At 70.4% G+C, this 16818-nt stretch carries 20 protein-coding genes; 11 read left to right on the top strand and 9 right to left on the bottom strand.

The window, feature by feature from the left end; all coding sequences use genetic code 11:
* Positions 1-51: 51 nt before the first annotated feature.
* Complete coding sequence (locus ACFU8V_RS02065; protein WP_126894421.1) at positions 52-522, bottom strand: MarR family winged helix-turn-helix transcriptional regulator; 471 nt, start codon at positions 520-522, stop codon at positions 52-54.
* Positions 523-539: 17 nt separating this feature from the next.
* Entirely contained in the window at positions 540-1190 is a 651-nt protein-coding gene (gene ribA / locus ACFU8V_RS02060) for a GTP cyclohydrolase II (RefSeq protein WP_062765739.1), read from the bottom strand.
* Positions 1191-1296: 106 nt separating this feature from the next.
* On the opposite strand from ribA, the gene ACFU8V_RS02055 reads away from it, so the two are divergent.
* Positions 1297-2136 (top strand): sulfurtransferase, encoded by an 840-nt coding sequence (locus tag ACFU8V_RS02055; RefSeq protein WP_062765736.1) that lies wholly within the window; start codon positions 1297-1299, stop codon positions 2134-2136.
* Here ACFU8V_RS02055 and ACFU8V_RS02050 read toward each other — a convergent pair.
* Positions 2124-3050, bottom strand: a complete 927-nt coding sequence (locus ACFU8V_RS02050) for a hypothetical protein (protein WP_025102759.1) — start codon at positions 3048-3050, stop codon at positions 2124-2126. The genes ACFU8V_RS02055 and ACFU8V_RS02050 overlap by 13 nt on opposite strands.
* Positions 3051-3340: 290 nt before the next feature.
* Here ACFU8V_RS02050 and ACFU8V_RS02045 point away from each other — a divergent pair, with 290 nt between their 5' ends.
* From ACFU8V_RS02045 to ACFU8V_RS02035, 3 genes are read left to right on the top strand one after another with little or no spacing between them, the layout of a single operon-like run.
* Complete coding sequence (locus ACFU8V_RS02045) at positions 3341-3991, top strand: hypothetical protein (protein WP_025102758.1); 651 nt, start codon at positions 3341-3343, stop codon at positions 3989-3991.
* The gene (locus ACFU8V_RS02040; RefSeq protein WP_025102757.1) at positions 3988-4347 is read left to right on the top strand and encodes a hypothetical protein; all 360 of its coding nucleotides are present in this window, start codon (positions 3988-3990) and stop codon (positions 4345-4347) included. The genes ACFU8V_RS02045 and ACFU8V_RS02040 overlap by 4 nt, the downstream gene beginning before the upstream one ends.
* Before the next feature lie 49 nt (positions 4348-4396).
* Positions 4397-5830 carry an MFS transporter gene (locus tag ACFU8V_RS02035; protein WP_025102756.1) on the top strand — a complete coding sequence of 478 codons (1434 nt, stop codon included), beginning with the start codon at positions 4397-4399 and terminating at the stop codon, positions 5828-5830.
* A 4-nt stretch (positions 5831-5834) separates the two neighbouring features.
* On the opposite strand, the gene purB is transcribed toward ACFU8V_RS02035, so the two are convergent.
* Positions 5835-7217 (bottom strand): adenylosuccinate lyase, encoded by a 1383-nt coding sequence (gene purB, locus ACFU8V_RS02030; RefSeq protein ID WP_051582177.1) that lies wholly within the window; start codon positions 7215-7217, stop codon positions 5835-5837.
* Complete coding sequence (locus ACFU8V_RS02025) at positions 7214-7753, bottom strand: low molecular weight protein-tyrosine-phosphatase (RefSeq protein ID WP_025102754.1); 540 nt, start codon at positions 7751-7753, stop codon at positions 7214-7216. Before ACFU8V_RS02025 ends, purB begins: the two co-directional genes overlap by 4 nt.
* Before the next feature lie 164 nt (positions 7754-7917).
* Here ACFU8V_RS02025 and ACFU8V_RS02020 point away from each other — a divergent pair, with 164 nt between their 5' ends.
* Together ACFU8V_RS02020 and ACFU8V_RS02015 are read left to right on the top strand one after the other, a co-directional pair.
* Positions 7918-8172 (top strand): hypothetical protein, encoded by a 255-nt coding sequence (locus tag ACFU8V_RS02020; protein ID WP_025102753.1) that lies wholly within the window; start codon positions 7918-7920, stop codon positions 8170-8172.
* Positions 8169-9464, top strand: a complete 1296-nt coding sequence (locus tag ACFU8V_RS02015; protein ID WP_025102752.1) for a hypothetical protein — start codon at positions 8169-8171, stop codon at positions 9462-9464. Before ACFU8V_RS02020 ends, ACFU8V_RS02015 begins: the two co-directional genes overlap by 4 nt.
* Positions 9465-9489: 25 nt before the next feature.
* Here ACFU8V_RS02015 and ACFU8V_RS02010 read toward each other — a convergent pair whose 3' ends face one another.
* Genes ACFU8V_RS02010 through ACFU8V_RS02000 form a run of 3 tightly spaced genes read right to left on the bottom strand, consistent with a single transcriptional unit; the run spans position 9490 to position 10522 of the window.
* On the bottom strand, positions 9490-9894 hold the full coding sequence (locus ACFU8V_RS02010) for a phage holin family protein (protein WP_025102751.1): 405 nt from the start codon (positions 9892-9894) through the stop codon (positions 9490-9492).
* A gap of 34 nt (positions 9895-9928) precedes the next feature.
* Positions 9929-10312, bottom strand: a complete 384-nt coding sequence (locus ACFU8V_RS02005; protein ID WP_025102750.1) for a type II toxin-antitoxin system death-on-curing family toxin — start codon at positions 10310-10312, stop codon at positions 9929-9931.
* Between the two features lie 3 nt (positions 10313-10315).
* Complete coding sequence (locus ACFU8V_RS02000) at positions 10316-10522, bottom strand: ribbon-helix-helix protein, CopG family (protein ID WP_029989149.1); 207 nt, start codon at positions 10520-10522, stop codon at positions 10316-10318.
* Positions 10523-10589: 67 nt separating this feature from the next.
* Between ACFU8V_RS02000 and ACFU8V_RS01995 the strand changes: the two genes are divergently transcribed.
* The 5 genes from ACFU8V_RS01995 (at position 10590) to ACFU8V_RS01975 (ending at position 15651) form a co-directional block, all read left to right on the top strand.
* Entirely contained in the window at positions 10590-11657 is a 1068-nt protein-coding gene (locus ACFU8V_RS01995) for a histidinol-phosphate transaminase (RefSeq protein WP_062765724.1), read from the top strand.
* Positions 11658-11762: 105 nt separating this feature from the next.
* Positions 11763-12890 carry a thiamine pyrophosphate-dependent dehydrogenase E1 component subunit alpha gene (locus ACFU8V_RS01990; RefSeq protein ID WP_025102747.1) on the top strand — a complete coding sequence of 376 codons (1128 nt, stop codon included), beginning with the start codon at positions 11763-11765 and terminating at the stop codon, positions 12888-12890.
* An 11-nt stretch (positions 12891-12901) separates the two neighbouring features.
* Positions 12902-13867, top strand: coding sequence for an alpha-ketoacid dehydrogenase subunit beta (locus tag ACFU8V_RS01985; protein WP_029989147.1), 966 nt, complete (start codon positions 12902-12904; stop codon positions 13865-13867).
* A gap of 28 nt (positions 13868-13895) precedes the next feature.
* The gene (locus ACFU8V_RS01980) at positions 13896-15260 is read left to right on the top strand and encodes a dihydrolipoamide acetyltransferase family protein (RefSeq protein WP_025102745.1); all 1365 of its coding nucleotides are present in this window, start codon (positions 13896-13898) and stop codon (positions 15258-15260) included.
* 121 nt (positions 15261-15381) lie between these two features.
* The gene (locus ACFU8V_RS01975; protein ID WP_378868611.1) at positions 15382-15651 is read left to right on the top strand and encodes a hypothetical protein; all 270 of its coding nucleotides are present in this window, start codon (positions 15382-15384) and stop codon (positions 15649-15651) included.
* Here ACFU8V_RS01975 and ACFU8V_RS01970 read toward each other — a convergent pair.
* Positions 15639-16412, bottom strand: coding sequence for a hypothetical protein (locus tag ACFU8V_RS01970; protein WP_378868608.1), 774 nt, complete (start codon positions 16410-16412; stop codon positions 15639-15641). The two genes, ACFU8V_RS01975 and ACFU8V_RS01970, sit on opposite strands and share 13 nt — an antisense overlap.
* Between the last annotated feature and the right edge of the window lie 406 nt (positions 16413-16818).

The raw sequence follows: 16818 nt of genomic DNA, 5'->3' as shown, positions 1-16818 counted from the left end.
AGCCGCCGTCTGTGCGGCGATCGAGACGTTCTGCTCAGAGCAGAACGCCTCTCACAGCGCCGCCGTGACGCCGGGAAGCAGCGCGCCCAGGATGTCCTGCAGCCGCTGCCGATCCTCCGCGGACAGCGGGTCGAGGATGAGCTCGCGGATCTGGGCCACGTGGACGGGCGCGGCCGCCCGGAGCATCTCCCGCCCCGCCGGGGTCAGCGTCGCGGAGAGCGTGCGCTTGTCCGTGGAGCACGACGTCCGCTCCACCCACCCGCGCTCCTCCAGGGAGTCCAGGGCGTGGCTCAGACGCGACCGGCTGAGTCCGGCGATGCGCGCGAGCTCGGTCATGGTGACGGCCTCGTCGCCCTGCCCGGCGAGGGTCACCAGGATCGCGTAGCGGGCGTGGTTCAGGCCCACCTCGTCCTTCAGCGCCCGGTCGAGGACCTGGGGCAGCAGCTGGACGAACCGGATGATCGGGAGCCACGTCGCGAGCTCGTCGTCGTCGAGCCGCCGCGGGTGCCGCGTCTCGCTCATGTCGTGCTCCTCGGAGGTCACGCCGCGGTCAGGTCGATCGTGTGCGCCGTGTGGTCGCGCTTCGCCTGGAGGTAGCGCGAGTTCGCCTCGGACAGGTGCACCTCGGTGCGCACCCGCTCGGTGACGCGGACGCCGAGCCCGTCGAGCTGCGCGGCCTTGTCGGGATTGTTGCTCAGCAGGCGGATGCGGTCCACGCCCAGCGCACGCAGCATCTGCGCCGCGACGGTGTAGTCCCGCTCATCCTCGCCGCGTCCGAGGGCCACGTTCGCCTCATAGGTGTCGAGGCCGGCGTCCTGCAGCGCGTACGCGTCGAGCTTGGCGTAGAGCCCGATGCCGCGGCCTTCCTGCCGGAGGTAGAGGAGGAAGCCGCCCTCGGCGGCGATCCGCTCGACGGCCTCCCGCAGCTGCGGCCCGCAGTCGCAGCGCTCGGAGCCGAACACGTCTCCCGTGAGGCACTCGCTGTGCGGGCGGACGAGGGGAGCTTCGCCGCCGGCGGCAGAGCGGGCGAGCGCCGCCTGCCAGTCACCGAGTCCGAGCAGCAGGTGCTCGCGCCCGTCCACGAGTCCATCGAAGGTCACGACGTCGGCCGTCGTCGCGAAGCCGTCCGCGAAGCGCAGGGGCACCCGCACGCGGGTGCGCTCCGCGGCGACCGTTGAAGTTTCAATCATGTGAGGGGAAACGCCGTGGGCGCGTGGCTATTCCCGGGCCGCGAGGACCGTGTCGGTCCGTGACGGCGATCGACGCGTGGCGCCGCGGACTCGGTAGCCTCGCACCATGAGTCACTTCGTCTCCGCGGCAGAACTCCACGACCTCCTCGAGAACGGCGCCCCGATCCGGGTCGTCGACGTGCGCTGGCGCCTGGACCGTCCCGAGGCGGGCCCGGGCGACTACCGCTCTGGCCACATCCCCGGCGCCGTGTTCGCGTCGTTGGATCAGGAGCTCTCCACGCCCGGAGCGCCCACCGAGGGCCGGCATCCGCTCCCCTCGACGGAGACCCTGCAGGCGGCGGCACGGCGCTGGGGCGTGCGGCAGGGCGACACGGTCGTGGCCTACGACGACACCAAGGGACTCGCGGCGGCTCGGGCGTGGTGGCTGCTGCGGCAGGCCGGCGTCGAGGTCCGGGTGCTCGACGGCGGGCTGCGGGCCTGGACCGCGGCCGGATACGACCTGGCGACCGACGACGTCGTGCCGGAGACCGGTGACGTCGTCCTCGCGGATCCCGGCCAGGACGCCCTCTCGATCGACGAGGCGGCGGCGTTCCCGGAGACCGGGGTCCTGCTCGACGTGCGCGCCCCGGAGCGCTACCGGGGCGAGACCGAGCCCCTCGACCCGATCGCCGGACACATCCCCGGTGCCCGGAACCTCCCCACCACGCGACACCTCGACGAGAGCGGGCGCATCCGTGACCGCGACACGGTCCTGGCGACGCTCGCGGAGGTCGGCGTCACGGCCGAGACGCCGGTCGCGGCCTACTGCGGCTCCGGCATCACGGCGGCGCATACGGCTCTCGTGCTGCAGGAGGTCGGCATCCCGGCGAAGGTCTTCCCCGGCTCCTGGAGCCAGTGGTCGAACACGCCGGGACGACCGGTCGCGACGGGTGATCAGCCGGGCTGATCGCCGCCGCGAGGGCCGTACCCCCAGCGCAGACCGAGGGCGCCGGGACCGAACGCCCGGCGGACCTGGTGCACCGACGTGCCGCGAGGTCGCGGGAGCGCGGTGACGACGGTGCCTCCGGCGGTCTCGACGAGCTCGTCGCACCAGTCCGGCACGGCATCGGGGTGGAAGCGCGTCCACACCAGGAGCTCGCGAGCCTGGCGGGACAGAGCATGCCCGGTCTCCCGATCCGAGGGGCGACCGGGCTCGTACTGCACCGACCACTCGACGACCGCGGTGTCCGGAGCCTCGAGCGGGACATCGAGCTCGATCAGCGCGCCGTGCGCCTCGCCGTTCGGGTGGGAGTAGCGCGCGGCGATCCGTCCGCCGGCCACGGCCGTGAGGAGCGGTGGAGGCCCGGGGACGCCGGGGGTGAGGTCGAGGACGGGGATGGCGGTGATCACGCCGCTCGTCGACTGCACGATGCTGCGGGTGAGGCAGGAGGACACCTCGCCGTCGGCGTCCACCTCCGTGACGGAGTGGACGGTGAGCTCCCGCGACGGGTCCGGGTACGTGGCGCCGAGGGCCGCGTAGACCTCGCGGACCGCCCGCTCCATGTCGACCTGCTCCAGCGGGAACCCCTGCGGCCCCAGGGGCCCGGTGCGGTGCGGACGCAGGAGCCTGCTCAACGCACCGGACTCGAGGCACAGCAGGTCCTCGATGTCGGCGAGGGCGGCGAGCGACTGCGGTCCTTCCGGGCGGCGGGCTCCCGACCGCCAGTAGCTCAGCGTGGCCATCGAGACGCGGTTGCCCCGGTCGCGGAGCTGTCGCTGCAACCACGACAGCGTCACCGGTCTCGCGTTGATCGCATCCCGCAGCGCCGCCGCGAACGCGTCCGGCGTCGCGGCCCTCTTCTCGTCGTCCCCAAAACCCATCACAGCCCCCACCCGGTATGTGAAGAACACACCTCTAGAGTGAGCATACGACCGCACGCGCACACCTCAGGGGACCAGGTGGGCAAGTGGGTCACGGGGCTGTGATGTCGCGGGGAGGGTGCCCGACCCTGCGGCAGCGGCCCGACGCAGTGATGCCCCCCTTGCTGCGTATGTCGTGAAGCCCGGCAATCGATCTGGGGAGATCCGCCGGGCTTCACGAGCATCCCCCGGCGCGTGCGGCTCGCGGCCCCGCGTAGACTGGTGGGGAAACCCCGGAGGATCTGGCCGTTATGTCTGCCCCTGCTCGCGCGTTCACCATGCGCCACGTGCAATTGCTGCGCGCGCTGTTCGCGGCCGTCGCCGCCCTGATGATCACCTTCTCCTCGGATCACTCCGCCGCGGTCGGTCTCGCCGTCTTCAGCGGCTTCGCGCTGGTCACCGCCCTGGTGCACATCCTCGCGGCCTGGCTCGTCCTCCCGTCGGGGTCGCGCTGGTCGGCGATCCTCCTGGCGGTCGTGAGCGCGATCGCCGGAATGGCCGGGGGCGTGCCGGCCTGGCGCACGGACGACATGTTCTTCATCGTGCTCATCACCTGGGGCGTGCTCAGCGGCGGCCTCGAGCTGCTCGCCGGCTTCCGCGCCCGCCGCGTCGGGGGAGCGCTCGCCACCGACGCGATCACGGTCGGGGCGCTGGGCGTGCTCCTCGCGGTCGTCCTGCTGCTGATCCCGTCGGGCTTCGTCCAGGAGTACACGATCGAGAAGGCGGGCACGTTCGAGCTGTCCGGCATCATCCTCGGCGTGGGGATGTTCGGCGGGTATGCGGCCATCGTCGCCGTCTTCCTCGGCATCGCCGGCCTCACCCCGAAGCGCGCGGACGCCGATGACGTCGCTGCCGCCCCCGAGAACGATGCGGCTCCTGTGGAGCACGGAGGAGAGCGATGAGCGACGACAAGCCCACCCGACGGGACATCCTCCGGCCCCTCCACCTGCTCGGCATCGCCCTGGGCTGCGGCGTGTTCGCCATGGTGGTCACCCTCGTCTCCACCGGCGCCTTCACCCTCCGCGTGAACACCGCCATCGCGAACGGCACCTATGAGGGTCTCACCCCGGTGGCGCTGAGCCTCGTCGTGGGCGGCGGCGCCTTCATCGCGACCCTCCTGATCCTCGCGATGCTCATGCTCGCGGTCGATCCCGCCGACGTCACGAAGACCGTCGACCGCCCCGTGCTGTACGACGCGGAGGACGAGGGCGCGAGCGACGGCCCCACCGACGAGCCGGGACGCCCCGCCTCCTCGTGACGCGGAGATCGGGCGGAATATCGGTGAGGTCGTTCCGCTTGTCTCTGGAGTGACTGCCTCCGTCGACCGCGCCTCCATCGGACTCCGGTCGGAGCGGGGACCCATCCTCGGCGCGCTCATGCTCGCCACCGGCCTCATCGCGATCGACGCGACGATCCTCGCCACCGCGGTGCCGAGCATCGTGCGCGACCTCGGCAGCTACCAGCAGTTCCCCTGGCTGTTCTCGGTGTACCTCCTGGCGCAGGCCGTGAGCGTGCCCATCTACTCCCGCTTCGCGGACACCGTGGGTCGCAAGCCGATCATCCTGCTCGGCATCGCCCTCTTCCTGCTCGGATCCGTCCTCTGCGGGTTCGCCTGGAGCATGCCGGCGCTGATCGTCTTCCGCATCATCCAGGGCATCGGTGCCGGTGCCGTCGCGCCGATGTCGATGACCATCGTCGGCGACATCTACACGGTCGCCGAGCGCGCGAAGGTGCAGGGATACGTCGCCAGCGTCTGGGCCATCTCCTCGGTGGTGGGCCCCGCACTCGGCGGCATCTTCGCCCAGCTCGACGCCTGGCGATGGATCTTCTGGATCAACGTGCCCCTGTGCCTGATCGCCGGATGGATGCTGCTGCGCACGTACAAGGAGCAGAAGCAGACCCAGCGGCACAGCATCGACTACGGGGGCGCGGTGCTGCTCACGATCGGGTTGACCGCGCTCATCCTCGGCATGCTGGAGGGCGGGAACGCCTGGGCGTGGCTGTCCGTGCCGAGTGCCCTCTGCTTCGGGATCGGGGCGGTCGCGCTCGGGGCCTTCGGGTTCGTCGAGCGCCGGGTGGCGGAGCCGATCGTCGATCTGCGCCTCGTGACCCGTCGGCTCATCCTCACGACCACGGTGGTCTCGCTCGGCATCGGGGCGCTCATGCTCGGCGTGACCAGCTTCGCCCCGGCCTACCTCGAGGGGTCCATCGGCATCGCTCCGCTGCTGTCGGGTCTGGCGGTGGCCGCTCTGACCCTCGGCTGGCCGCTCGCCGCCGCGAACGCCGGACGGCTGTACCTGCGCATCGGCTTCCGTCGCACCACGCTCATCGGCATGAGCATCACGACCGTCGCAGCCGTCGCGCTCGCCGCCGTCGCCTCCTGGCCGAACCCGTTCATCGTCGCCGGCATCGCGTTCCTCCTCGGCTTCGGGCTCGGGTGGAGCGCGGCCCCGACCCTCATCGCCGCACAGGCCTCGGTCGGCTGGGGGGAGCGGGGCGCGGTGACCGGGATGAACGCGTTCGCACGGTCAGCGGGAAGCGCCGTGGGCGTGGCGGTGTTCGGGGCGATCTCGAACGCGGTCATCGCGCAGGGTGCGGGACCCGATGACCCCGACACGATCGTCCGCGCGTCGGTGTGGGTGTTCGTCGCGGTCGCCGTGACCGCGGTTCTCACCCTCCTGGCGGCGTCGTTCATGCCGAAGGACAGGGTCGAGGAGCACTCCGGGGAGTCGGGCTCCTAGCTCCTCAGCGGGCGAGGCGCTCCGCGATGCCGGTGTAGGTCGCGGGGGTCAGCGCGAGGAGCCGCTGCTTGGCCGCGTCCCCGATCTCCAGACCCTCCACGAACGACGCGAGGTCGGCGGCGCCGACGCGGTGCCCACGGGTGAGCTCCTTGAGCAGCGCATACGGGTCCTGGATGCTCGACCGGCCGGCGACGACCTCGGCGCGGATCACCGTCTGGATCGCCTCGGCGAGCACCTCCCAGTTCACGTCGAGGTCGGCGAGCAGCACATCACGCGAGAGCGAGATCGCGTTCAGGCCGCGGCGCAGGTTGTCGAGAGCGAGCAGCGAGTGCCCGAACGCGACGCCGATGTTGCGCTGAGTCGTGGAGTCGGTGAGGTCGCGCTGCAGCCGGCTCGTGACCAGCGTCTGGCCCAGCGACGCGAGCAGGGCTCCCGAGATCTCGAGGTTGGCCTCGGCGTTCTCGAAGCGGATCGGGTTGATCTTGTGCGGCATGGTCGAGGAGCCGGTGGCGCCGGCGACCGGGATCTGCGCGAAGTAGCCGAGCGAGATGTAGGTCCAGATGTCCGTCGCGAGGTTGTGCAGGATCCCGCCGGCGTGACGCACGCGGTCGTAGAGCTCGACCTGCCAGTCGTGCGACTCGATCTGCGTCGTGAGCGGGTTGAAGCCCAGGCCCAGTCCCTCGATGTACTCGCGGGCGATGGTCGGCCAGTCGGCGTCCGGGTCGGCTGCGAGGTGAGCGGACCAGGTGCCGGTCGCCCCGGAGAACTTCGCGAGGTACTCGGAGCCGGCGATCTGGCTGCGCACGCGCTCGAGACGCCAGGCGAAGACCGCGAGCTCCTTGCCCATCGTCGAGGGGGTGGCGGGCTGCCCGTGCGTGCGGGACAGCATGGCGGCGTCGGCGTGCTCGACCGCGAGCTCGCGCAGCTTCGCGATCACGGTGTCGAGGGCCGGGAGCCAGACCTCCTCGACCGCGCGCTTGACGGTGAGGGCGTAGGACGCGGAGTTGATGTCCTCGCTCGTGCAGGCGAAGTGCGTCAGCTCGGCGATGCGGTCGAGGCCGAGCGTGGAGAGCCGGTCGCGGACGAGGTACTCGATGGCCTTCACATCGTGCTGCGTGACGGCCTCCTTCTCGGCGAGCCAGTCGATCTCGGCCTGCCCGAAGTCGCGGTACAGGGCGCGCAGGCGCTCCTTGTCGTCGTCCGACAGCGGGGTCGTCTCGAACAGCGAACGGTCGGTGAGGGCGATCAGCCATTCCACCTCCACCTCGACCCTGGCGCGGTTGAGTCCGGCCTCGGAGAGGAAGTCGGCGAGCCCGGTGACGGCACCGCGATAGCGGCCGTCGAGGGGGCTGAGGGGCTGCGGCGGGAGTGAAGGCTGGAAAGTCAGGGGAGTCCTCCTGATGAGGCCCCGAAGGTTCGGGGCGTGCGGGGCAGGCGCAGGGCGGGTTCGAGCTGGCGGAACAAGCCGCGAGTCGCCGTCTCGATCATACCGAGCACCGAATCGAACATCTCCGGGCCGGCGTAGTACGGGTCGGGGACGTCGTGCGTCGAGGCATCGGGATCGAAGGCGAGGAGGAGGGTCACCTTGCCGTCCTCGTCTTCGTCCCCGGCCCATTCGCGGAGGATGCGCTCGTGCGTGCGGTCCAGGGCCACCACGAGGTCGTTCTCGGCGAAGGAGGCGGCGGTGAACTGGCGGGCGCGGTGCAGCGAGCCGTCATAGCCACGGCGGGCGAGGGCGTCGATGGTGCGGTGGTCGGCGCGCTCTCCGAGGTGCCAGTCCCCGGTGCCCGCGCTGCGCGAGACGATCTGGGAGCCGAGACCCTGCCGCTCCGCGAGGTCCCGGAACACGACCTCCGCCATGGGGGAGCGGCAGATGTTGCCGGTGCAGACGAAGATCACGCGGAAGGGATCTCGGGCTGTCACGGATCCATTCTGCCGGTCGATGCCGTTCCTGCACAGCGGGCATCGGATCGCGGGGTGGCTCGAGCCTCCTGCACGGTGCTGGGGGAGAACGGGCTCTCCACTGGTCGTGGCCGTCTGACGGGGCCCTGGCCGTAACGGACGCGGTCCGGCGGAAGGCTGGGTCCATGTCGTCCTTCGTCCTCACCGCGCCCTCTGCCGACGTCGATCCTGCGCTGCGGGCCGGAGTGCTGTCCGAGCTGGACGCCGCCATCGCGGGGCTCGACGATCTCGCTTCCACGCTGACGGCGCTGCGTGACGCGTGCGCCTGGGAGTCCGACGGCGTCGAGGCGCTGCGATGGGCCCTCTGGCGGCTGTCGGACGACACGGCGACGGTGCGCCGGACGCTGCAGGCGTGCCGCGGGGAGGTCGAGGGTGCATGAGCGGGCTCGACATCGACCACGGCGGCGCGATCGCGGTGGACACGGCGCAGCTCCGCGAGCTCGCGGTGCGCGTGCGGGCCGCCGAGCCGGTGTGCGCGGAGGTGCAGGACGCGGTGGGGCGTGCCGAGGCGCTGCTCGGCTCCGCCGCATGGACCGCGCTCGCCTCGGCGGCGTGGTCCCTGCGGTCCGCAGTGACGGCGCTGGAGGCGCTCGCGGCGCGTGTCCAGGAGACGGCCGCCGATCTCGACCTCATGGCCGAGGTCTACGAGGTGGTCGAGCTGCGGGCGCAGGCGGAGGCGCTGGCGCGGACGGATACGGTTGCGGCCGCTGCGGTGGAGGGGCGCCTGCGGCTGCTCCTCGCCGGCGACGAGCGTCTGGCCGCGCTGGCCGACGCGCGGGAGCGGATGGCGGACGACCGACGCTTCCGTGGCTTGGGCGACCAGTTCGACGCCGGGGGACTGCTTCCACCGGTGTTCCTGGGCGGCGCTGTCGTCGGCGTGACGTCGGGGCTGGGGCGGGTGCGACCGGGGATGGCACTCGGCGCGACGGCGGATCCGGTGCGGGTATCGGTCACCTCGCGTTCCCGCCCGGCCGGGGCTCCGAACGGACTGGCCAGCGCCTTCGGGCGCCTGCCCTCCGCTTCCGGGGCGCAGGTGGCGATCGAGAAGTACACGGTTCCGGGCGAGTCTCCGCGCTACGTCGCCTACGTCTCGGGCAGCCGCTCGATGTCCCTCCGGGAGGGCGGGGGTGTCGAGGCCTGGGACATGAAGTCGAACATCGAGCTCTACACCGGGGGCCGGTCCGCGTCGTATCAGGCGACCCTCGACGCGCTGGCCGCGGCGGGCGCGAGACCCGGGGATCGGGTGGACGTCGTCGCCCACTCGCAGGGTGGCATGATCGCGGCGCACCTGTCGATGGAGAGCGCGTTCACGGTGACGACCCAGATCACCGCCGGGAGCCCGGTCGAGCCGACGCTGCCCGCCGACCAGACGCTCGTGCAGCTCCGGCACACCGACGACGCGGTGTCCGCGCTCGCCGCAGGAGGGGCGAGGGAGGGCACGGGGTCCGCCGACAGCTTCACCGCGAGCCGGGTGGGCGACACGGATGCCGGTCGCCAGGACCTCGCGCTCGAGACCCACTCCCTGGAGAACTACATCGATACCGCGGCGATGGTCGACGCCTCCGCCGACCCGCGGGCGGTGGCTCTCGACGCCTACTGGGCCGACCTCGACCGCGCCGTCACCGTCGAACGCACCGAGTACCGCGCGGAGCGGGTGCTCCCCGATCCGTGAGCCGTACGCGCCCTCCGCAGACGGGTCAGTCGCGGCGGGAGCGCTTGTTCTGCGGACGCAGGATGAAGCCGAAGATGCCGTTGATGATCGAGATGATCAGCGCGGCGAGCACTCCCCACCAGAACGACTCGACCGACAGGCCCCACCCGAAGCTGCTGGTGATCCACGCGGTCAGCCAGAGCAGGAAGCCGTTGATGAGGAAGCCGATGAGGCCGAACGTGAGGATGTACAGCGGGAAGGCGACGATCTTCACGATCGTGCCGATGATGGTGTTCACCAGCGCGAAGAGGGCGCCGACCGCGAGGAGCGTCAGGACGAGCTGCAGCGTCTCGCCCGGCGGGAAGGCGCGCACCGTGACCTGGAGCACGGGGATGAGCGTGACGACCCAGATGGCGAACGCGTTGACGACGACCCGGATGATGAAGCGCATGATGCGTTCAGTCTCCCACGCGGGGCCCGCGGTGTCAGCCGCGGTCGTCCACGGGACGGATGTGGGCGGCGAGAACCTGGGCGATCTCCCCGAGATCCATCCGGCTCTGCGCGACATCGATGACGAACTCGAAGGCTTCGTCGTTCGTGAAGGTGATGTCGTAGCCGTTCAGCCGGATGAAGATGAAGGTGAGATAGAGCGCTGTGCGCTTGTTCCCGTCGAACAGTGCGTGATTCTGGGCGACGGAGCTCATCAGGGCCGCCGCCTTCTCCGCGAACGTCGGATACGCATCGACGCCGAACATGCCGGCGGCGGGTCGCGCCAGGGCGGAGAAGAGCAGCCCCTCGTCGCGCACATGCAGGCCGAGCTTCGCGATCAGCGCGAGGGCCTGCTCGGGCTCGACGTACTCGGTGGCCATCGATCAGGCGTCTTCGAGGCGCGTGATGGCGTCGCCGTAGCGTTCGGTCACCTCGTCCGCGAGCGCCAGAACTCGATCCGTCTTGGACTCGCTGTTCGCGAACCGGGTGGCCGCCTCGATGATCACGGCGTGCTTGGAGACGTGCCGGGCTCGTGCGATGTCTTCGAGCCGGGCATCGAGTTCCTCAGGGAGTCGCACCGTCATAGCCATACCAGAATGGTATCACCGCACCCTCGGCCTCGAAAGGGTGGCGGGCCGCACGTCCTAGACTCGACGCGTGACCGAGCCGACCCTGCCCCGCATCCGTCCCGCCATCGCCTCCCTCGCGCCGTATCGACAGGGCAAGCAGGCCGGTCCCGAGGCCTTCAAGCTCTCCAGCAACGAGAACCCGTTCGATCCGCTGCCCTCGGTCCTCGACGCGCTGCAGCACACGACGCCGATGAACCGGTATCCCGATGCCACCGCCGGCCGCCTGCGTGCGCGGCTCGGGGCCCGCTACGGGGTCGAGCCCGAGCAGGTCCATGTCGCCTCCGGCAGTGTCGCGATCCTGCATCAGCTCGTCCTCGCCACTGCCTCGGTCGGCGACGAGGTCGTCTACGCCTGGCGGTCGTTCGAGGCGTACCCGAGCCTGCCGCTGGTCGCGGGCGCGACCGGGGTGCAGGTGCCGCTGACGGCCGACTCCCGCCACGACCTCGACGCGATGGCCGACGCCGTGACCGACCGCACACGCGCGATCATCGTCTGCACGCCGAACAACCCGACCGGTCCCATCGTCACGTCTGCCGAGTTCGCGGCGTTCGTGGACCGCGTGCCGTCCGACGTGCTCATCATCCTCGACGAGGCCTACGCCGAGTTCGTCACCGCCCCCGATGCCGTCGACGGCCTGGCCGAGCGCGTCTTCGAGGCGCACCCGAACGTGGTCGTCCTCCGCACGTTCTCCAAGGCCTACGGTCTGGCCGGGCTCCGGGTCGGCTATGCGGTCGGCCACGAGAAGGTGCTCGACGCGGCACGGACGACCGGCATCCCGCTGTCTGTCACGTCCGCGGCCGAGAACGCCGCCATCGCGAGCCTCGACGCCGAAGCCGAGCTCCTGGAGCGCGTCGCCGTGATCGTCGAACGCCGCGCTCGTCTCGTCGAGGGGCTCCGCGCGCAGGGCTGGGAGGTGCCGGACGCCCAGGGCAACTTCGTCTGGCTGCCGACCGGCGCGCGCACCGACGAGGTCGCAGCGGCGTTCATCGACGCCGACCTGATCGTGCGTCCGTTCTCCGGCGACGGCATCCGGATCTCCGTCGGCGAGGAGGCGGCCGTCGCCCGCGTGCTCGAGGTCGCGGCGACCCTCCGCTGAGCGCGGCACCGCCCTGCGAACCGCGGAATCTCGGGGTTCCGGGGAGATACGAGGGCGTCCTAGGTATGCGTGACCCGGCATGCCGACGCGGGTAGCGTGGGGGCCGTGAGCACCTCTGAGACCCCCCTCGTGCGCGTTCTGGACGAGACCGGAAAGGTCGCCCCGACGCCGGCTGCGGAGCAGTACCTGCCGCTCATCGAGGCCATCCCCGACGACGAGCTCGCGCAGTTCTACCGCGACATGGTGGGCATCCGCGCGATCGACACCCAGGCCACCAACCTGCAGCGCCAGGGCCAGCTCGCCCTGTGGCCGCCGAGCCGCGGACAGGAGGCGGCGCAGGTCGGCTCCGGTCGGGCCGCCCGCGCGCAGGACACGATCTTCCCCTCGTACCGCGAGCACGCGGTCACCCGGATCCGCGGCGTGGATCCGTTGGACATCATCAAGCTCATGCGCGGCGTCTCCCACGGCGGCTGGGATCCGACCGACCCGAAGAACGGCAACACCCGGCTCTACACGCTCGTGCTCGGCTCCCAGGTGCTGCACGCCGCCGGCTATGCGATGGGCCTCACGTTCGACGGCCGCACCGGCACCGGCGACCCCGAGCGCGACGAGGCGGTCGTCGTCTACTACGGCGACGGCGCCTCCAGCCAGGGCGACGTGCACGAGGCCATGGTGTTCGCGGCCAGCTACCAGGCCCCGACGCTCTTCTTCCTGCAGAACAACCACTGGGCCATCTCGGTCCCCGTCACCACGCAGTCCCGGGTGCCGCTCGTGCAGCGCAGCGCCGGGTACGGCATCCCGAGCGTCCGCGTGGACGGCAACGACGTACTCGCCAGCTACGCGGTGTCCCGCGTGGCCCTCGACGAGGCGCGCGCCGGCGGCGGACCCCGTGCCATCGAGGCCGTGACGTACCGGCTCGGCGCGCACACGACCAGCGACGATCCCACGAAGTATCGCGGCGACGACGAGGAGCTCGCGTGGGCCGGGCGTGACCCGATCGTCCGTATGCGCGCCTTCCTGGAGAACCGCGGCGCCGAGGAGAGCTTCTTCGCCGAGGTCGACGCCGAGGCCGCCGATGCCGCGGAAGACCTCCGCGCCCGCACCGTGCAGCTCGGCCCGCCCCGCGCCGACCTCATGTTCGACCACGTGTACAGCGAGCCGCATCCGCTGATCGAGGAGCAGAAAGCGTGGCGCGCCCGCTACGAGGCGTCGTTCGAAGGAGAGGGCCAGTGACCCGGGAGACCATGCCGCTGGGCAAGGCGCTGAACGCCGGAATGCGCAAGGCGATGGAGGACGACCCCAAGGTCCTCCTCATGGGCGAGGACATCGGCAAGCTCGGCGGCGTGTTCCGCATCACCGAGCACCTGCAGCGCGACTTCGGGGAGCAGCGCGTGCTGGACACTCCGCTCGCGGAGTCGGCCCTGGTGGGCACCGCGATCGGCCTCGCGATGGCCGGGTTCCGTCCTGTCGTCGAGATCCAGTTCGACGGCTTCGTCTTCCCCGCGTTCGACCAGATCACCACCCAGCTCGCCAAGCTCACCAACCGGCACGAGGGGTCGCTGCGGCTGCCCGTCGTGATCCGCATCCCGTACGGCGGGCACATCGGGGCGGTCGAGCACCACCAGGAGAGCCCGGAGGCCTACTTCACGCACACCCCCGGTCTGCGGGTGGTGTCGCCGTCGACCGCGAACGATGCCTACTGGATGATCCAGGAGGCCATCGCGTCGGACGATCCGGTGATCTTCCTGGAGCCGAAGAGCCGGTACTGGCCGAAGGGCGAGGTCGAGCTCGACGCCCCCGCCGTCCCGCTGCACTCCTCGCGGGTGGTGCGGACCGGGACCGACGTGACGCTCGTCGGACACGGCGCCATGGTCACTACGCTGCTCCAGGCCGCCGCGCTCGCCGAGGCCGAGGGCACGAGCTGCGAGGTCGTCGACGTGCGCTCGCTGTCGCCGGTGGACTACGAGCCGATCCTCGGGTCGGTGCGCAAGACCGGTCGCATGGTCTACGCGCAGGAGGCTCCGGGATTCACGAGCCTCGGCAGCGAGATCGCCGCGACCGTGATGGAGCGCGCGTTCTACGCCCTCGAGGCTCCCGTGTTGCGGGTATCGGGGTACGACACCCCGTTCCCGCCCGCGAAGCTCGAGGGCGCCTACCTGCCGGATGCCGACCGCATCCTCGAAGCCGTCGACCGCTCCCTGGCCTACTGACACCCGGCATCCGCCGAAAGGACCCGTCATGAGCACGCAGAACTTCCCCCTTCCGGACGTCGGCGAAGGGCTGACCGAGGCCGAGATCGTCGCGTGGAAGGTGGCCCCGGGTGACCGGGTGGCCATCAACGACGTCATCTGCGAGATCGAGACCGCGAAGTCCCTGGTCGAGCTGCCCTCCCCGCACGCGGGCGTGGTCGGTGAGCTGCTCGTCGACGAGGGGGCGACGGTCGAGGTCGGCACCCCGATCATCACCTTCGTGACCGACCCCGCGGCCGGCTCGGGGACCGGTTCGGTCGCACCCGGGACCGTCGCCACGGCGGAGGCGCCCGCACCCGAGGAGGGCGGCGGGTCGGTCCTCGTCGGCTACGGCTCCGGAAGCGGTGCGACCTCGCGGCGGAAGCGCCCGGCCGAGCGCCCCGTCCGGTCGTCGGTCGGCGTGATCGCGAAGCCGCCGATCCGCAAGCTCGCCCGCGACCTCGGCGTCGACCTCACGAGCGTGACGCCCACGGGTGCCGACGGCGAGGTCACCCGCGACGACGTGATGAAGCACGCCTCCCAGGCCAGCGTTTTCCGCAACATCGAGACCCCGGAGTGGGGGAGCGTGCGCGAGGAGACCGTCCCGGCACCGCAGGCCCCGTCCGGCCTGGCGCGCGGCCTCGCGCCGGTGCGCCCGTCGGCGGCCGGCGACGACCGCACCGAGTCCATCCCCGTCAAGGGCGTGCGCAAGGCGACGTCGTCGGCGATGGTGCAGAGCGCGTACTCCGCCCCGCACGTGACGGTGTGGAAGGAGATCGACGCCACCCGCACGATGGAGCTCGTCAAGCGCCTCAAGGCCTCGCCCGACTACGCCGACATCAAGGTCTCGCCGCTGCTCATCATGGCCCGCGCGGTGATCTGGGCGGTCCGCCGGACGCCGATGGTTAACGCGGCCTGGATCGACACGGAGGCCGGGGCCGAGATCGCCGTGCGTCACTATGTGAACCTCGGCATCGCCGCCGCCACGCCCCGGGGTCTGCTCGTGCCGAACATCAAGGACGCGCAGGACCTCAGCATGAAGGACCTCGCCCGCGCCTTGAACCGGCTCACGCTCACGGCACGCGAGGGCAAGACGCCGCCGGCGGACCAGCAGAACGGCACGATCACCATCACGAACATCGGCGTGTTCGGGATGGACGCGGGCACTCCGATCATCAACCCGGGCGAGGCCGGCATCGTCGCCATGGGCACGATCAGCCAGAAGCCCTGGGTCGTCGACGGCGAGGTGCGCCCGCGCTGGGTGACCACGGTCGCCGGCTCGTTCGACCACCGCGTGATCGACGGCGACGGCATGAGCCGCTTCATCGCCGACGTCGCCTCCATCCTCGAGGAGCCCGCGCTCCTGGTGGACTGATATGAGACGTCCCTGAAAGTGCGTTTTCTTCAATCGAAGTTGAACCACTCAAACGAATGTGATCCAGAAGGACGTACTTGATCCCGGTGAACACTGGGATCGCGGGTTGGGAGGCTGTGAGATGGCACGTAAGTCACCTAGATCGACACCCGCCATGCTCTCTCCAGAGTGGCCCGACGATCCCTCGACTGATCCGGCCGGCGAGGCCGCACGCCGGTTTGCGTTGAACCTGAAGGCAGCCATCGGTGACCGCGCGGTGCGAGAGGTCTCTCGTGCCGCAGATCTCGACGAGGGCACCATTCGCAAGATCCTGCTCGGTCAGTCGTGGCCCGACCTTCGCACCATATGGAAGCTGGAATCTTCGCTCGACGCTCAGCTCTACTTCCGCTGAGTTTTCTCGCTCAACCGCTCGACACGGCGGCGGCGGTGCTGCTGTCCGGTGCCGCGGTGCGTGGAGATGCGGGGCTGAACTGTGACGTTCGTCTGCCTTCCGCCCATTGCTCGCTTGACGTCTCGAATCTCGTAGGCGACCGACTCGATGTACTTGCCAGCCTGGATGAGCGGGTCGGCTTCGGCGATGGACCGACGCCACGGTTCGACGTCGAGGTGGAAGAGTTCTCGGAACGTGCGGCCTTCGGCGTCTTCGTACGAGACCTGCACGCTCCATCGGGGAGCCTCTTCGTCGCCGATTCCGAAGAGTGCTTCATCGTCGATGTAGTACTTGAGGGGGCGTGCGGCGGTGAGTGACCGGATCACCGTTGTCCCGTTCATCATCCTGTTCAGGTCCTCGAGGCTCTTGCGCCAGCCGTCTCCGTCGGGCTCGGACACCGGGGTGAACGGGCGGTCTACGGACATGGTGATGTTGTGCGCAGGCGATCTTCCATCGTTGCGAACAACGACGAACACCGAGCTGCCGGTTGTTCCACCGCGTCGGCTGACGGATGTTCGGAACTGATAGTCGACGATGACGTATGGGCGCGTGACGGCGATGTTCGATTCGACCATTGCATCGTTCGACTCGGCCAGCAGCCTGTTCGATGCGATGAGTTGACGGAGCTGGCTTCCCGCGATGATGAGGGCGATGATGGCGGCGACTGCCGCGATGACAGTGCCGATTCCCTGCACCGCACTCCAGAAGACTGCTTCGGTCATGGTTCTGTTCTACTTACGACCCCCGACATCGGAGCCGATGTCGGGGCCCGGCTCTATGCTCGACGGGGCCGGCCGGAGGAGGGGGCACTGGCCAGGGGGACCAGCAAGCGCCTCGCACCGCTCTCGACCGCAGATGCAACACCGTTCCACCATTCGGGCCTCGAAGGCGGGTCGCCTGCAGTCGTTGACGGACCGGGCGCTTGCTCTTCGGGAACAGCCGGTGACGATCTATCCACGCCCGCACGAGAGAGTGCGAGCCTGGGTGAGGTTCGGGTCGGAGGCGATCCGCGTCGATGCGGTGCTCATGCGGTCAACCCCGTCGGCGGCGGGTATCGCACTCCGCGCTAAGGGCGAGACGTTCAGGTGTTGGGTGTGGAGGAACGCGGTCACCGTGGCCGAGGAATGA

The organism is Microbacterium sp. NPDC057658 (assembly GCF_042799975.1).
Classification (GTDB): domain Bacteria; phylum Actinomycetota; class Actinomycetes; order Actinomycetales; family Microbacteriaceae; genus Microbacterium.
This window is presented reverse-complemented; position numbering and strand designations above follow the sequence as displayed.

Coding starts and splice junctions, on each gene's coding strand:
- ACFU8V_RS02050 (WP_025102759.1), bottom strand. CDS start 3,050: ATGGGTTTTGGGGACGACGAGAAGAGGGCCGCGACGCCGGACGCGTTC.
- ACFU8V_RS02020 (WP_025102753.1), top strand. CDS start 7,918: ATGTCGTCCTTCGTCCTCACCGCGCCCTCTGCCGACGTCGATCCTGCG.
- ACFU8V_RS02055 (WP_062765736.1), top strand. CDS start 1,297: ATGAGTCACTTCGTCTCCGCGGCAGAACTCCACGACCTCCTCGAGAAC.
- ACFU8V_RS02040 (WP_025102757.1), top strand. CDS start 3,988: ATGAGCGACGACAAGCCCACCCGACGGGACATCCTCCGGCCCCTCCAC.
- ribA (WP_062765739.1), bottom strand. CDS start 1,190: ATGATTGAAACTTCAACGGTCGCCGCGGAGCGCACCCGCGTGCGGGTG.
- ACFU8V_RS01985 (WP_029989147.1), top strand. CDS start 12,902: ATGCCGCTGGGCAAGGCGCTGAACGCCGGAATGCGCAAGGCGATGGAG.
- ACFU8V_RS02010 (WP_025102751.1), bottom strand. CDS start 9,894: ATGCGCTTCATCATCCGGGTCGTCGTCAACGCGTTCGCCATCTGGGTC.
- ACFU8V_RS01970 (WP_378868608.1), bottom strand. CDS start 16,412: ATGACCGAAGCAGTCTTCTGGAGTGCGGTGCAGGGAATCGGCACTGTC.
- ACFU8V_RS02045 (WP_025102758.1), top strand. CDS start 3,341: ATGTCTGCCCCTGCTCGCGCGTTCACCATGCGCCACGTGCAATTGCTG.
- ACFU8V_RS02015 (WP_025102752.1), top strand. CDS start 8,169: ATGAGCGGGCTCGACATCGACCACGGCGGCGCGATCGCGGTGGACACG.
- ACFU8V_RS01975 (WP_378868611.1), top strand. CDS start 15,382: ATGGCACGTAAGTCACCTAGATCGACACCCGCCATGCTCTCTCCAGAG.
- ACFU8V_RS01980 (WP_025102745.1), top strand. CDS start 13,896: ATGAGCACGCAGAACTTCCCCCTTCCGGACGTCGGCGAAGGGCTGACC.
- ACFU8V_RS02005 (WP_025102750.1), bottom strand. CDS start 10,312: ATGGCCACCGAGTACGTCGAGCCCGAGCAGGCCCTCGCGCTGATCGCG.
- ACFU8V_RS02000 (WP_029989149.1), bottom strand. CDS start 10,522: ATGGCTATGACGGTGCGACTCCCTGAGGAACTCGATGCCCGGCTCGAA.
- ACFU8V_RS02065 (WP_126894421.1), bottom strand. CDS start 522: ATGAGCGAGACGCGGCACCCGCGGCGGCTCGACGACGACGAGCTCGCG.